This window comes from Salinivibrio sp. EAGSL, from assembly GCF_013366455.1.
Taxonomy (GTDB): domain Bacteria; phylum Pseudomonadota; class Gammaproteobacteria; order Enterobacterales; family Vibrionaceae; genus Salinivibrio; species Salinivibrio costicola.
The window spans coordinates 19,301-34,899 of record NZ_JABWMG010000001.1; the positions used below are offsets into that span (position 1 = coordinate 19,301).

At 48.8% G+C, this 15,599-nt stretch carries 14 protein-coding genes; 9 read left to right on the forward strand and 5 right to left on the reverse strand.

Annotated features, from left to right (window positions below):
* Positions 1–2 precede the first annotated feature (2 nt).
* Entirely contained in the window at positions 3–935 is a 933-nt protein-coding gene (locus HLG76_RS00130; RefSeq protein WP_175992855.1) for a DMT family transporter, read from the reverse strand.
* 90 nt (positions 936–1,025) lie between these two features.
* On the opposite strand from HLG76_RS00130, the gene HLG76_RS00135 reads away from it, so the two are divergent.
* The gene (locus HLG76_RS00135; protein ID WP_077461120.1) at positions 1,026–1,916 is read left to right on the forward strand and encodes a LysR family transcriptional regulator; all 891 of its coding nucleotides are present in this window, start codon (positions 1,026–1,028) and stop codon (positions 1,914–1,916) included.
* 46 nt (positions 1,917–1,962) lie between these two features.
* Here the strand turns inward: HLG76_RS00135 and HLG76_RS00140 are convergent, their stop codons facing one another.
* Both HLG76_RS00140 and HLG76_RS00145 read right to left on the reverse strand, forming a co-directional pair.
* Entirely contained in the window at positions 1,963–5,058 is a 3,096-nt protein-coding gene (locus HLG76_RS00140) for an efflux RND transporter permease subunit (protein ID WP_077576053.1), read from the reverse strand.
* A gap of 10 nt (positions 5,059–5,068) precedes the next feature.
* The gene (locus HLG76_RS00145) at positions 5,069–6,190 is read right to left on the reverse strand and encodes an efflux RND transporter periplasmic adaptor subunit (protein ID WP_077669922.1); all 1,122 of its coding nucleotides are present in this window, start codon (positions 6,188–6,190) and stop codon (positions 5,069–5,071) included.
* A 365-nt stretch (positions 6,191–6,555) separates the two neighbouring features.
* On the opposite strand from HLG76_RS00145, the gene HLG76_RS00150 reads away from it, so the two are divergent.
* Positions 6,556–8,643: a TonB-dependent siderophore receptor gene (locus HLG76_RS00150; protein WP_175992856.1), complete on the forward strand. Its 2,088-nt coding sequence runs from the start codon at positions 6,556–6,558 to the stop codon at positions 8,641–8,643.
* 146 nt (positions 8,644–8,789) lie between these two features.
* Positions 8,790–10,424: an acyl-CoA synthetase gene (locus tag HLG76_RS00155; RefSeq protein ID WP_175992857.1), complete on the forward strand. Its 1,635-nt coding sequence runs from the start codon at positions 8,790–8,792 to the stop codon at positions 10,422–10,424.
* An 88-nt stretch (positions 10,425–10,512) separates the two neighbouring features.
* Here HLG76_RS00155 and HLG76_RS00160 read toward each other — a convergent pair whose 3' ends face one another.
* A complete protein-coding gene (locus HLG76_RS00160; RefSeq protein ID WP_077646713.1) occupies positions 10,513–10,986 on the reverse strand; it encodes a peroxiredoxin in 474 nt (157 codons plus the stop codon).
* Between the two features lie 168 nt (positions 10,987–11,154).
* Here HLG76_RS00160 and HLG76_RS00165 point away from each other — a divergent pair, with 168 nt between their 5' ends.
* The 5 genes from HLG76_RS00165 to HLG76_RS00185 are packed head-to-tail and all read left to right on the forward strand — an operon-like array spanning position 11,155 to position 13,230.
* The gene (locus HLG76_RS00165; protein WP_175992858.1) at positions 11,155–11,517 is read left to right on the forward strand and encodes a DOPA 4,5-dioxygenase family protein; all 363 of its coding nucleotides are present in this window, start codon (positions 11,155–11,157) and stop codon (positions 11,515–11,517) included.
* On the forward strand, positions 11,514–11,831 hold the full coding sequence (locus HLG76_RS00170) for a DUF4144 family protein (RefSeq protein ID WP_175992859.1): 318 nt from the start codon (positions 11,514–11,516) through the stop codon (positions 11,829–11,831). Before HLG76_RS00165 ends, HLG76_RS00170 begins: the two co-directional genes overlap by 4 nt.
* Before the next feature lie 28 nt (positions 11,832–11,859).
* A complete protein-coding gene (locus HLG76_RS00175) occupies positions 11,860–12,411 on the forward strand; it encodes a lipocalin family protein (RefSeq protein WP_077576046.1) in 552 nt (183 codons plus the stop codon).
* Positions 12,412–12,465: 54 nt separating this feature from the next.
* Complete coding sequence (locus HLG76_RS00180) at positions 12,466–12,759, forward strand: hypothetical protein (RefSeq protein ID WP_021023716.1); 294 nt, start codon at positions 12,466–12,468, stop codon at positions 12,757–12,759.
* A gap of 42 nt (positions 12,760–12,801) precedes the next feature.
* Entirely contained in the window at positions 12,802–13,230 is a 429-nt protein-coding gene (locus HLG76_RS00185) for a VOC family protein (RefSeq protein WP_077576045.1), read from the forward strand.
* A 152-nt stretch (positions 13,231–13,382) separates the two neighbouring features.
* Here HLG76_RS00185 and punC read toward each other — a convergent pair whose 3' ends face one another.
* Positions 13,383–14,588 carry a purine nucleoside transporter PunC gene (punC, locus tag HLG76_RS00190; RefSeq protein WP_077679303.1) on the reverse strand — a complete coding sequence of 402 codons (1,206 nt, stop codon included), beginning with the start codon at positions 14,586–14,588 and terminating at the stop codon, positions 13,383–13,385.
* A 106-nt stretch (positions 14,589–14,694) separates the two neighbouring features.
* Between punC and punR the strand changes: the two genes are divergently transcribed.
* Positions 14,695–15,594, forward strand: coding sequence for a DNA-binding transcriptional activator PunR (punR, locus tag HLG76_RS00195; protein ID WP_175992860.1), 900 nt, complete (start codon positions 14,695–14,697; stop codon positions 15,592–15,594).
* Positions 15,595–15,599: the final 5 nt, after the last annotated feature.

A 15,599-nucleotide genomic window follows, 5' to 3' on the forward strand; every position in this document is an offset into this window, starting at 1 on the left:
GTTTAAGCTGAGCGTGACAGCGCAAGTCGCCAGCGACCAGGATGGGGTAAGCGAGGCAACAGCAAGCCGGCAACAACAATCGCAATCCCTAAAACTTGGATTTGGCTGACCGCTTGTCCCATCAAGAACGCGGTGAGTACTGCAAACACCGGTACAAAGTTAAAGAATAGGGCAGCATTGGCTGAGCCAAGGTGGCGTACACCGTTAAGCCAGAGCAAATAGCCCGCGACGGTGCCTAGCACACCGATATAAAGTAACTCTGAAACCGTGATTGGGCTGGCGGTTATCACCTCACCAAAGGGATGTACATTAGGTGTCATCGCACACATCACGCCGATGACCGTGGCGCCACTGAGCATACCCAAAAAGGTATAGGGGATGACAGGCATCCAACGACCAATCCCTTGGCTGAAAAAGGTATAGGCACTCCACGCGAACATGCCGGTGAAAATCATCTGATCGCCTTGATTAAAGTTGAGGTTGCGTAAAACATCCCACTGTCCGTCGGTGATCACCAATAATACCCCCGATAAACTGACCACCAAACTGAAAACTTGCCCTTTGCGCGGAAGTGCGCGTATTGCTACGCAGGCAATGAAAGAGGTGACTAACGGGCTGAGCGCCATAATTAATGAGCCGTTGGTGGCTTGGGTATATTCAAGCCCGGTAAACAAGCAAAGATTTAACCCTCCAATGCCTACAGCACTGACGGTAGTTGCCCATAGCCATTGTTTGCCACTGAGAGGGGGGATCTTGGCTCGGGTTGCTTTGAGATACAGAGCCAGACAAATGGCCGCGATCCCAAATCGCCAAAAAACAAGCGTGAGTGCACTGACCTCATTCAGGGCATCTTTACCGATGGGAAAGGTGCTGCCCCAAAAAAACGCACATAAAATGAGTAGGGCGATGGCTTTCCAAATCGACGTTGTATTCATATCAATACCTGACTTATTAAACGATGTGCGCTAGTGTATAAGTTTCAAAATTTGAATAAACCGGCAATATCAGAACGGTAAATGCCAATAATGAAACTTAACTATTCGCTAGACGATTTGCGTTACTTTTGTACTGTTGCCCAGTTAGGCAGCTTTAAAGCCGCAGCGCAACAGCTGTCGATGCCTCAATCGACCTTAAGCCGGCGAATTCGTCAACTTGAGCAGGATCTGGCCTTGCGGTTACTCAACCGTGATGCCCATCGTATCTCGCTCACGCAAACGGGTCATCGCTATTTCGAACGCGCTGCGAGTCTTTTTGATGAACTGAACGCGGTCAGTGATGAACTCTTGAGCGAAAAGCAGCATCCTAAAGGTAAGATCCGTGTTAGCGCCCCTATTAATGCCGGTAAACAGTTTTTACGCGCTGTTTTGTTTGATTTTATGCGCGCCTACCCAGAGATTCAGCTTGATCTGAGTTTTTCTAACACACTGGTTGATATTGAAGGCGAAGGAATGGATGTGGTGTTTCGGGTCGGTAATCCGGTCGTGGAAGATTGGATCGCACGGCCATTAACCGATATTCACTTTATTGTCTGCGCGAGTCCAGGTAGTGATTATGGTCAGCTTCAATCACCAAAAGAGCTGGTGGGCAAACCTGTCGTGCTGTGTCACCCAATGACCGTTTGGCAGCTAGAGCACGACACAACCGGTGACGCTTATGACTATCAAGCCACGACGGGTATTCGGGCTGAAGTTGACGAAATTCAAATGCTGACCCATGCCGTGCAGGCAGGCTTTGGGATGGGCTACATTCCTGACTACTCCGCATTACCGTTGATTGAACAAGGAGCGCTACAACGGGTGTTGCCATCATGGCGGAGCCAAGCACGAACGCTGTTTTTGTTGTATCGCGATCGGGAGCACGTGCCGCTGCGGGTGCGGTTGCTGGTGGAGTTCGTGCTCGCGCGGTTTGTTGGATAATGAAATCAGGCCACAGTGTTTTGCGCTGTGGCCTGATGTGGGAAGGTTAGGCGTCGTGGTTTGTTTCCGTTGATACCATATGTTCAGTTGGCGTCGGCGTAATCGCTTTGGCTAAGAACAAGTACATCGCGGGTACCACGAACAGGGTGAACAAGGTGCCCAGTGTCATCCCACTGGCAATCACTAACCCCATGGCAAAACGCGCGCCTGCACCGGCTCCTGAGGCAATCAAGAGCGGGATCATGGCGAGAACCGTCGCGGCCGTTGTCATCAAGATAGGGCGTAAACGGATCGCTGTCGCTTCTTCAATCGCCTCGCGCTTCGTGCGCCCATCTTGCTGTAACTGATTGGCGAACTCGACGATTAAGATACCATGTTTTGCAATTAGCCCCACCAAGGTGAGCAAACCGACCTGGGTATAGATATTCAGCGTGGTAAAACCAAGGCTGATAAATATCAATGCCCCACACACACTCATGGGGACCGTGACCAAAATAATGATCGCGTTTTTAAACGACTCAAACTGCGCCGCCAAGATTAAGAAAATCACCACCAGGGCAAAGAAGAAGGTGACGACCAGTTGTTGGCCTTCGCTCATAAATTGCCGCGATTGCCCTGCATAATCGACACTGAACCCAGCCGGTAATTCGGTTGCGGCGATCTCTTGTAATACACCTAGCGCTTCGCCTAAGGGGACACCTGGACGCGGGACGCCCGAGATTTTAACCGCATTGAGTTGTTGAAAGCCTCGCAGTGCTTGTGGCTGAACGCTTTCTTCTAAGGTCACTAAGGTCGAGAGTTGGATCAATTCACCTTCTTGGTTGCGGGTATAAAACTGACGCAGTTGATCTGGCGTAAGACGCTCACTACGCGCGACTTGTGGGATTACACGGTATGAGCGGTTATCCAGTGAAAACCGTCCAGCGTCAGCGCCGGATAACAGTGAGCCCATGTCGGCCGCGAGCTGTTGCATGCTCACACCCATCAAGGCGGCCTTTTCACGGTCGATGTTGACCGTTTGCTTTGGACGGTCGATACTTAAATCGGTATCCACAAAGATAAATCGCCCACTTTGCATCGCTTTACCAACGATATTATTAGCGACTTCATTGATGGCTTCATAAGGCTGGGTTGAGCCAATAATAAACTCGACCGGAGTCCCTCCGCCTGGAGACGGTAATGAAGGTGGCACCAATGCAAAGCTACTTAAGCCTGGCTGGCTCTCCATAAAGGGCTGAATCTCGTTTTCTAAGATGGCTTGGGTACTGCGCTCACGCTCATCCCAAGGGGCAAGCACAATACCAGCGATGGCATTATTGGTGCCGCCTGAGCCATTAATAATAAAGACATTATCAATTTCTGGCACATCATCAATGAGCCGGTTTAACTCGTCTGTGCTGGCAGATAGCGCGTCCAGTGTGGTTTGGCTATCGGCCTCCAAAATAGAGAAGACGAACCCTTGATCCTCTGCCGGTTCTAATTCAGAGGGGCTGGTGATAAACAAAAAGTAGCAAGATACCAACACAATTGCGCCAAAAGTAAGCACAACGCCGTTAGTATTTAGCAAACTATGTAGGGTACGTTTATAGCGACGGTATAAACGATCAAATTGTTTATCTAACCAATGTTCAAGAGAATTCTCTTTCGCCGCTTTATCGGCTTGATAAGGTTTGAGCACATAAGCACACATCATCGGTGAAAGTGTTAGTGCGACCACCCCCGACAAAATCACCGAGGCGGCGAGGGTAAACGCAAATTCGACAAACAAGACACCGGTTAACCCGCCGACAAAGCCAATGGGCAAGAATACCGCGACGAGTGTTGTCGACATGGTAATAATCGGCCAAGCTAGCTCACGCGCCCCCTCAATAGCGGCCTCTGTTCGACTCTTTCCTTCTTCAATATGGCGGTGGACATTCTCCAGCATGATAATCGCATCATCGACCACCACGCCAATCGCGAGAACCATTGCCAACAAGGTGAGTAGGTTGATGGAAAAGCCTAATAGAAACATCAAGAAGAAGGTGCCGATTAATGACACCGGAATGGCGACCGCCGGAATAATCACCGAGCGCAATGATCCTAAAAAGCCATAAATAACGAAGACCACAATCGCTAGGGCGAGAATAATCGATATCACCACCTCATCAATGGCATTATCAATATACTCGGTGGAATCATAAGCGATATAGGCTGATAAGCCTTGCGGTAGTTGGGGGATAATATCCGCGTCCCAAACCTCATTGACTGATTCAATAACATCAAGGGCATTGGCATCCGGGGACACTTCAATGCCGATAAAGGTCGCATCTAATCCGTTAAAGTTAACGGACGTTTGATAACTTTCTGCACCTAATTCAACCGTCGCGACATCCTCTAAACGTACCACCGATTGGCCATCGCTACTGATCACCAGATCTTCAAATTGTCTGACGTCATGAATGTCTGTGGCAGCGTTTAAATCTATCGCGACATCTTGGCCTTTGGTGCGTCCAAGCGTTGCCAGAACATTATTATTGCGCAGTGCAGCAACGACATCCGTGCCGGTAAGATCGTATGCAGCGAGCTTGACCGAATCGAGCCAAACCCGCATTGCAAAGCTGCTGGCACCGAGTACATTGGCGCGTTGTACGCCGGGAATTGTAGAAAGTTGCGGCTCAACCACACGCACCAAGTAGTCGGTAATTTGGTTATCACTGAGTACCTCAGAGTAAAAGGCGAGATACATCGCCGCCACGGTTTCACCGACTTGCAAGGTGACCACGGGTTCACGCGCATCTTCAGGCAGCTCAGACCGTACCTTGTTGACCTGTGCGGCAATTTGCGTGAGTGCTTCATTAGGGTCGTAATCAAGACGCAAATACGCCTCGATGGTGCTGACGCCTGCCGTCGACGTCGAAACCAAGTAATCAATCCCTTCTGATGCGGCAATTTCACGCTCCAGCGGTGTGGTAATAAAGCCTTGAATCAAATCGGCATCGGCACCGATATAGGTGGTCGACACGCTGATAACCGCATTCTTAATTTCCGGGAACTGGCGCACATTCATGTCGGTGATGGCGCGTAAACCTAGCAAGATAATGAACAGGCTAACGACGGACGCTAATACGGGTTTCTTGATAAATACGTCGGTAAATCGCATCGAATAGCTCCTATTGATTCACAACGTTGGGATCAAGATCTTCGCTGGGCTGAACACGCGGATTATCACTGATCTTCACGTTACTGCCGTTGCGCAGCTTGAGCAGTCCGGAAGTCACGATGCGATCGCCGCTTTCCAGGCCATCCTCTATCACAATCATGTCACCGCGGCGTGCGCCGGTTTGAACAAAACGCTGTTGCACCGTCAGTGCATCATCTTGTTCTTGGATCACGAAAACGGCGTTGCCATAGGGGTTAAATTGAATCGCGGTTTGTGGCGCCAGTAAGACATTTTGCGTTTCTTCACCTTGATCAAGACTCACGCGTGCAAACATGCCCGAGCGTAAAATGGCGTCTGGATTGTCAAAGGTGGCCTGAATGTCGACACTACGGCTCGATTGGGTAACGACAGGAGAAATAGCGGTGACTGTGCCAGTAAACGTTTGTTCAGGTCGCGCCGTAATAGTCGCTGAGACTGTTTGGCCATCTTGCAGGGTACTAAGCTGTTGCTCGGGCAGGGTAAAATTAAGATGAATCGGATTCACTGAGGTCAGGGTTGCGACCACTGAACCTGGAGCAATTAATTGACCAAGACTGACTTTACGGATGCCAATAATGCCATCGAAAGGGGCGGTTAGCGACTTTTGTGCAATGCGCGCTTGTTGGCTATCAACTGCTGCATTTGCTTGTTTAGCCTCACTTTCTTTACGTTTGAGTTCCGACTCTGATACGTTTTTGTCTCTGTAAAGGCGTTGGTAACGTCGCATCTCTAATTGTGCTAGTTCAGCCACAGATTCGAGTCGGCGCAACTCTGCTTGATCAACACTGGCATCGAGTGTCAGCAGCCGTTGCCCTTTTTTTACTGGGGTCGCATTATCAAAGAAAATATCATCGACAATGCCGTTTGCTTCGGTGGTCAACTGGGTTTCATTAATCGCGGCAAAACTACCAATGGTAGTTTGTTGTTCACGCCATGGGTGCGTCGACACTGTGGTGGCTGTGACAGTCGCCGTCGGGGCAGGCATATTGTCAAAAAATTGATTCATAAAATGATCACCCACCATTTTGTAGGCAAAAATCCCACCAAATACGAGCGCACACGCGACTAACATCAGAATTAAACGCTTTGTCATAAAAAGTCCCTGAAAAAAATCCATCACCGACCGTGGTCAGCGCATAAAACGCAAACGCAAAAAGGTAGGCTTACCTTACAACGGTACGTCGAATTGACTAATACAAACCATATCACTGTTTGGTTCATTGGTTGGGAGTAAATTGATGATTTTGTGGAGCTGTTCAGGCTAGAGTCATAAACCTTGGCCTATAAGAAGGAATCGTTGCAACTCAACATCAAACCCACCTGTTTTCATCCGTTTTGATGCCTTCGCTGACTAAAATAAAAGCAAACAGTTCCCTGAACTTGAAAATAAATAGAAATGAGACTGGTTATCGTTTATGTTCCGGTGTGTTCAAATAATCGTTAGCTACAGGAAGTCTCATGTTGAAGAAACACCCCCTTGCCGTTTTTGTGGCTGTCGCGCTGTCACCCCTAGCCAGTACAGCAGCGACCAACACCACGGAACAGGTTGATGAAATTTACGTTATTGAAGGCCAGCAGGCCCGTTTTAAAGCCAATAGCAATGAAACTGCAATGCGTATGGATGTCAGTCAACTCGAAACAGCCGGTCAAGTGGCGGTCATGGATCAAACCTTGATTCAAGAGCAAAACGCCACGACGTTAGGGGATGTGTTGGTGAATGACGCCAGCATTGGTGTGGGCGGTACGGACCGTAATCGTGAGATTTTCATGCTTCGCGGTTTTGAACTTGATACCGGAACAGGCTACCTGCGTAATGGTCAGCAGCAGTGGTCTTATTACCGCCATCCTGTAGAGCTGATGGAGCGCGTTGAGGTACTAAAAGGCCCAGCCGGTTTACTCTACGGTAAGTCCGCACCGGGCGGTCTGGTGAATATGGTCACCAAACGTCCGACCGCCGCGTTTCAAGCCTCGATAAGCCAAAAACTTGGCAGCGATGATTATCAACATACAGTGGCAGACGCTTCTGGCTCCTTAAACGAAAGCGGCACCTTGCGCGGGCGTGTGGTGCTGTCGAAACAAAGCGAGGGCTCATCACGTCGTTATGTAGATGGCAGTGAACCTGAGCTCGATCGCCAAGTCGCAGGCTTGATGCTTGATTATGACATCACCCCCGATACCCAACTTTCTCTTCATTATGATCGTGTGGTTGATGACAGTAACAGCGATAACGGTGCAAACATTATTAATGGTAAACCGCAACTGGGTAGCCAATTTATCTGGGAAGCGCCTTGGTCGTTCATGGACATTGATGTCGAGAACTATGGTCTTGATCTCGTCAGCCAATTAACGCCGGATTGGAAAGTCAAAGCAGGCTATAATCGCCAAGACTACAAACGTCATTACCATGAAGGATTCGGACAGCGTGAAACCTATGACGCCAATACACAATCGTTCAAATACTTTGCCATGGACCGTCACGACAATTGGGTACTGGATACGGCTTATATTGATGTCATCGGTGCATTTCAGTTCGGGAATATCGATCACCAAGTGCTGATTGGCTCCAATGCGCTGCGTAATGACTATGTCGGTCAGCGTGTGATGGAGAAAAACCAAACAGCCGTGATTGGTGGTACGTATCCAGAGCCGGATATCCATTATGGCACAGCAACTGCGCGTGATCCTGAACCCACCGATTCAATTGGCTTTTATGCGCAAGACTTAATGACATTAAATCCTCAGTGGCAGCTGCTTGCAGGGCTTCGCTACGATCGCGAAGAGAACGAAACCGATACTTACTATAACTTGCTACCGAAAGCGGCGGTGATGTATCACCCAGCCCCCGAACAAACGCTGTACGTCACTTATTCCGAGAGCTTTGAGCCGAAAAACCCGGTTGATAGTGATACCGATATTAATAACGGCATGGCGCTGGATCCGGTAAAAGGTAAGTTGTACGAGCTCGGTTACAAGCAAGCGTTACTGAACGATCAAGCGTTATTCAGTGCCGCCTTGTTCCAAATTGAACAAGAAAACAAAGTGGTCAAAGAGTCGATCACCGGACAAGGCAGTCTTACTTCACGCACCACACAATTAGGTAAACAAACGCATAAAGGGGTTGAAGTCAGCCTTGCCGGCCAGGTGACCGATAGCTGGTCACTGCATAGTTCCGCAACGTATTTGCATGCACGGACCGAAGATCCGTTTGACCCTCAGCATGACGGTAAACAGCCTGCTGATACACCCGAGTGGGGCGCCAGTATTTGGTCTCGCTATGATGTCGATAACCAAACCTATGTGAACGTGGGTGCGCGTTACGTCGGTGATCGTTATGGCGATACTAAAAATACCTATCATAAGCCAGGTTACACCACAGTGAATGCAGGTGTCGGCCACACGGTACAAACCAGTGAACGATCTGATCTAAAACTCACGGTGAATGTTAAAAACCTCTTCAACGAAAGCTATCTCGCCGGTGGTGTCCAAAATAAAACCACGCTGGGCGAAGAGCGCAAAGTCGTCCTCGGCGCGTCACTGCACTTTTAACTTAAACGGAACATTAATCACCAAGGCTCAGCATCGCTGGGCCTTTTTGTGTTGTCGCCGCCATATCGACTTAAGTTGAATAGCGCATGCTCGATGACATGCTAACGTGATCTAGTTATCTAGACACAGTCAGCAAGGAGTGCGTTATGTCATCTAATAATATCTACGATCTTGGCTTGGACAAAAGTCCAGCCAATTATCAAACACTGAGCCCGCTTTCTTTCCTTGAGCGGGCCGCCAGCGTCTATCCAGATTATCCGGCCAGCGTTCATGGCCATTTATGTTGGAGTTGGCAGCAAGTCGATCAGCGTTGTCGTCAATTTGCGTCGGCATTGACTCAAGCCGGCATTGGGCTGGGTGATACGGTATCGGTGATGGCTCCCAACCTGCCTGAAGTCTTTGAGTTGCATTTTAGTGTGCCGATGACAGGCGCCGTACTCAATACCATTAATACTCGGTTAGAAGCGGAAACCGTCGCCTTTATCCTTGAACACGCGGAAAGCAAAGTGTTTATCGTCGACAAGGAAATGACGGAAGTGGCTAAGCGGGCGTTGAAGATGATTAAACACCGTCCGTTAGTGATTGCGATTGATGATCCCTTGTATCCGCATGGCGAATGCATCAGTGAAGCTACCTACGAGACGTTTTTAGCAAAAGGGGATGGTGATTATCAGTACGCATTGCCAGACGATGAATGGCAGGCCATTTCACTTAATTACACCTCAGGCACAACCGGCAACCCCAAAGGGGTGGTGTATCATCACCGTGGCGCCCATCTGAATGCGGTAAGTAATGTGTTGTCATGGAACATGGATTCACATCCAGTGTATCTTTGGACGCTACCCATGTTCCACTGTAATGGTTGGTGTTTCCCATGGACGGTGGCCGCAACGGCGGGGGTGAGTGTCAGCCTACGGCATGTGCGGGCCGAGCCTATCTTTGATGCGATAAAAACCCATAAGGTCACTCATTTCTGCGGTGCGCCCATTGTTCTTAATATGATCAACAGTGCTGATCCGGCGTTAAAATCTGGCATTAAGCATACCATCAAGGTCATGACCGCAGGCGCCGCGCCACCTGCCTCTGTGATTGAGGGCATGGAAGCGATGGGCATTGCTGTGACCCATGTTTATGGGCTCACCGAAACCTACGGTCCTTGCGTGGTGTGTGATTGGCAGCATCATTGGGATCACCTCTCCCAACAAGAAAAAGCGCGGATGAAAGCGCGCCAAGGCGTACGCGCGCCGATGCAAGGGGATCTGATGGTCGCTGATCCGGTGACGTTTAAACCGGTTGCAAAAGATGGTGGCACGCTGGGTGAGATTTTTGTTCGCGGTAATATCGTGATGAAAGGCTACCTAAAGAATCCGAGCGCGACGGAAGACGCCATGAGTAACGGCTGGTTTCGCACTGGCGATTTAGCGGTGTGGCATGCCGATAATTACATCGAAATCAAAGATAGACTGAAAGATATCATTATTAGTGGTGGAGAGAATATTTCCAGCATTGAAATTGAAGATGTCTTGTATCGTCACCCCGAGATTGATGAAGTCGCGGTGATAGCGATGCCCGATGAAAAATGGGGGGAGGTTCCCTGTGCGTTTGTCAAAACGACCGAAGCATCAGCCGTGACCGAAGCAGACATTATTGCTTTCTGTCGTGACCAAATGGCTCACTTTAAAGCGCCTAAAAAAGTGATCTTTACAACACTCCCAAAAACGTCGACAGGGAAAGTGCAAAAATATGTACTGCGTCGTAACGTGAGTGAAAAGTCAGTGTAATAAAAAACGGTGGCGTCATCCCGTCACCGCTTATTAAATCACGTTCAGGCCGTCAGTTGGGCGAGTTATCGCCTAACATCTGGCAAACCTATAGCTGCTTGAGTACGGCCTCAGCACTGGAAACGTCAAAGCTTTTCGGCGGCTCAACATTAAGCTGGGTGACGGTGCCATTTTCAATGATCATGGCATAGCGCTGTGAGCGAACACCGCCAAACTTACCTGAATCCATTTCTAGTCCTAGCGCCTTGGTAAAGCTCGCATCACCGTCGGCCAGCATATGAATCTGATTGGCATTTTGTGCCTCGCCCCAAGCCTGCATCACAAAGGCATCGTTAACCGATACGCAGGCAATCATATCGACGCCTTTTGCTTTAATCTCATCCGCTTTCACCACAAAACCCGGTAAGTGCGACTCTGAACAGGTTGGGGTAAAGGCCCCCGGCACCGCGAACAGCACAACCTTCTTGTTGGCGAAAAGGGCAGGGATGTCGTGGGTTTGCATTCCTTCAGCAGTGAGTTCGCTGAGCGTAGCGCTGGGTAGAGGTTGTCCTTGCTGAATCATGATGACTCCTTTAATCGTTGTATTATATTTCAATCACAGCATAACACGCGTAAACGTTAGCAAACACATCAGTGCCTATTCGAATTACCTTACAGACTGAACCTGTTTATCACTGGATGCTTGGAGTAAACTATTCCCAATTCCATTGTATTCAATCAAATGATGCTTATGTCTTCTAATCACTCTTTTGCCAATGTTCACCAGGCTTACCACGCCCATGTCTACTATGAAGCCGACACCGAAGCGCAGGCGGATGTTATCTATCAAGCGGTCGCTGCATCGTCACTGCCTATCGACCTTGGCCGCTTTCATCGTAAATGCGTCGGTCCACACCCAAAGTGGAGTTTTCAGATCGCCTTTGACAACGCCGCGTTCGATGAGGTGATGACATGGCTTGAAGCGCATCGGGGCGATTTAACCGTCTTTTTGCATGGCGTGACGGGCGATGATTACATTGATCATACCGATCATGTGGGTTGGTTAGGGAAGTCAGTGGCACTCAAACTTGATATATTTAAGCCCAAGTCATGACCACGTATATCAACTATCCTGCGCTACTGATTTGGCAAGGGGATGACGAACTATCATACGCGCCAGACTCGGCGTCGCTCGGTCGACTGAGTGAAAACCTGATCACAGAAGATGATCGGCTGGTGGATAGCCAAGGCGTTTGCTGGTTGAGTCAAGACGCTGGTCAGCACTGGCAGCCAAGCGGGCAGACCATGCCGCTTGTTCAGCTCGTGACACATATCCAAGCGCATTATGCGCAGCTGGGTCAATGCTGTGTGGGAAAAATCCAGTTTAAAGATAGGGCCGCCGCCATGGCCAGTTTGGCGGTGCACTAGATTCGTGCCATCCGGCAAGGAGTGAGTGATGAGATTAAGATTAGGATTCGTGTTTCTGTTATCGACGATATTAACCGGCTGCCTTGGTATGCCTAAAGATGTGACGCCAGTAACCAATTTTGACCTCAACCGTTATTTGGGAACATGGCACGAAGTGGCAAGACTTGATCACTCGTTTGAGCGCGGCTTATCCGATGTGACGGCAACTTACTCGTTGCGTGAAGACGGTGGCGTCAAAGTAATCAACCGAGGCTTTAGCCGCGAAGAGGGCAAATGGCAAGAAGCAGAGGGTAAAGCGTACTTCGTTGAAAATGATAAGACGGCGTATCTGAAGGTTTCGTTCTTTGGGCCTTTCTATGGTTCTTATGTAGTGTTTGAGTTAGATGATGACTACCAGTATGCCTTTATTTCAGGCCCTGATCATGACTATCTTTGGCTGCTCTCTCGCACGCCGACCGTACCTGAGTCTGTCAAAGAACGTTTTATCTCTGAAGCCAAACAGCGAGGCTTTGCCACGGAAGAACTGATTTTTGTTGATCACTCCCGCACTGATCCTAAGCAGCCAGTTTCGAGTGATTAAACTGGGTAATCTGATGGCGACAAACAATCTTCTGAAGACCAAAAAGAGATAATCATGCGAAAAACCGATAAAAAATACGACAATGCTATCCGCGAAGCACTGACTGAGGTGTGTGAGCTGACCATGAAACACGTCGATGGTTTTGAATGGCTAACGCATGAGGTGAATTATCAACGTTTTCCGCAAAGTGTGATGATCCGTTTGATGTTTACGGATCGGCAAAGGATCGCAGATTTTAAAAACAGTCATGAATACAATGTGGCGTTAATGGCGATCCAATCACGCTTATCAGCGGCAGGAATCACATTGAAAAGTATAGCAAACCATGTGCAACTTAACACCGCGTAGTCACCCAAAGATGTAAGCTAGAATCAACACCACGGAGGAAGTATGGAAGCAAGGATTAGCATCATTACATTGGGGGTTGCCGATTTATCACGTTCGTATGAATTTTATCGCCAACTAGGGTTTCCAACCCATAATCACCCCGAAGAAGGGATAGTGTTTTTTAGTACAGCGGGAACGCGTTTAGCGTTATATGCAATCGACGCTTTAGCCGATGACATAAAGCCCGGTATGCCTGTTAGTGACGCTGGTTTCAGTGGGATCACGCTTGCGCATAACACGCGTTCAAAAGAAGAGGTCGATGAGGTGCTTGCGCTGTCTAAAGAATGCGGCGGTCGAATTGTCAAACCTGCTCAAGATGTTTTTTGGGGCGGCTATAGTGGTTACTTTGCTGACCCTGACAACTATTTGTGGGAAGTTGCCTATGGAGAGGCTTGGCAGTTTGATGACAATGGCAGCTTAGTGTTGGACTAAACATACTCTTAGTATTGGACTAAACATACATTGTGATGCAAACGTTTGAACGAACACTGGCTCAGTTGATTGCAGCATCTGTGTGAGCGAAACTCAAAAAGAAAAAGGCGCTTTATGGCGCCTTTTTACGTTGTGAGAAGCGAGCGAGTCATTTATGCCGTTGCTAGCGTCTGCGCTTGACGGTTGGCATGCCAGACTAAACCAAAGCCGATAATCACCACCGCGCAGGTTGATAGCATCACGGTCGTGACCGCGAACAATCCTGAGGCGGCAAACGCAGAGACCAAGGCGCTCGCGACAAAGCAGATAATCATCTGTAAGAAGTTGAGCAGGCCCGCGGCCGTCGCGCTACATGATTTAAAATCTTCTAAGGCTCGGTTTACCACGAGTGGATAAATGGCACCATTGGCCGCCGCCAGAAAGCAGAATGGGCCCAAGATTGCCCAAATATTAGTGACATCAGTGCGCCAGCTAATTAAAAAGATCACCACCACACTGGCGACAAACAGTTTCAGTAACCAAGGAAGGATGCTGTGATCTTTCAGTTTATTCAGTGCATAACGACAGGCATACCCGCCGACAACAAACGCGATTGTTTGTGGAATATAGCTCAGGCCAATATCGGATTCTGTGTAGCCCATCGCTGACATGATAAACGGCGATCCAGTCAAATAGGCAAAGAAAGCGGCCGAGCAACCAGCAAAGATCAGCATATTTCCGATGAACTTTTTTGATTTAAAAACTTGCTGATAATCAGTCTTCAGTTTATCAATAATTTTAGTATCTTGTGCTGGCTTAGTTAAGCTTTCTTTCTCTCGTAGAGTCAGTGCAATAAAAACGATCCCTAGGGCAAATAAAACCACAAAAATACTGCGCCAATCAAAATGTTGAAGTAAATAGGCGCCCAGTAGAGGCGCTAATGCCGGCGATAGCGCAACGAGCGGCATAATGGTCGCGAACATTTTTTGCCCCAACTTGCCTTCGTAGCGATCAATCACCACCGCTTGCCAAATCACAATCGCGCTGCATGCGCCCAACGCTTGAACAAGGCGCGCACCGAGTAACAGATAAATATTATCTGCAAACAGACATACCACGGTCGCAACGCTATAGAGACTTAAGCCAATTAACAGTGCAGGTTTACGGCCAATGCGGTCGGAAAGGGGGCCATAAACGAGTTGACCACAGGCCATACCAAGCAAAAAGATACTCAAGGTTAAACCGATATTCGCCGACGATGTCGCAAAATCGATTTGCATGGCCTCAAAAGCGGGCAAATACATGTCGGTGGCTAAGAAACCCAGCATACTGAGCCCTGCAAGCCAAAACAGCGTGATAAATGGCACTTGTTTGTTCATTTTTTATCTCTTGATACAAAGATTAATGTAACGAGCAGTTTATGACTAACAATCCATGCTGTGAAACGGTATGATTTGAACATACCTTTCAAAAAATTTGATGTGAATGTTTTCTTACCAAGATTTTCAGGTGATTGAGGTGGTCGCGCGCCGAGGCAGCTTTTCAGGCGCGGCCGCAGAGCTCCATAAAGTACCCAGTGCGGTGAGCTATACAGTGCGGCAAATAGAGGACAAATTGGCGGTGGTACTGTTCGAACGTCTTCATCGCCAAGTAAAGCTGACGCCTGCTGGGGAATACTTTGTTGAACAATCACGCGAAATGCTGAAAGCGATGGCTAATATTCGTCAACAAACACAACGGGTTGCGAATGGATGGGCGCAAAGTGTCTCACTTGCACTCGACAATGTGGTGCGTGAAGACAGTGTCAACACACTCGTGCGCGACTTCTATGATGCGTTTCCTGATGTGGAACTGTTACTGACCATGGAAGTGTTCAATGGCGTATGGGATGCACTTGCCGATGATCGAGCAGATATCGCGATTGGTGCGACCGCCGCCGTCCCCGTCAGTGGTGCGTTTCGTTATCGAGAAATGGGCACCTTGCGTTGGCGGTTTGTTGTCAGTCCATCGCACCCACTCATGCAGTGCGAACAACCGTTAGACAACGATCAGCTCGCAGCGTATCCCGCCATTTGTTTAGAGGACACCTCGCGCCGTTTGCCGCGCCGTACCACTTGGCTATTGGACAACCAGCGTCGTCTAACGGTGCCGAATTGGCACAGCGCCATACAATGTTTTAAGGCCGGTTTGGGCATTGGTGTGATGCCTTCTCACATGGCCGAAGAGGCTATCGCTCGAGGTGAGCTGGTGGAGCTAACGCTTGCGGATCCGCTTTTAAGCAGCCCATGTTGTATTGCTTGGCGTTCAGATAAAGAATCGCCACCGATAAGCTGGCTGCTCGATTATTTGGGTGATAAAGAGCAATTACAGCAGCAGTGGCTATAACGTGA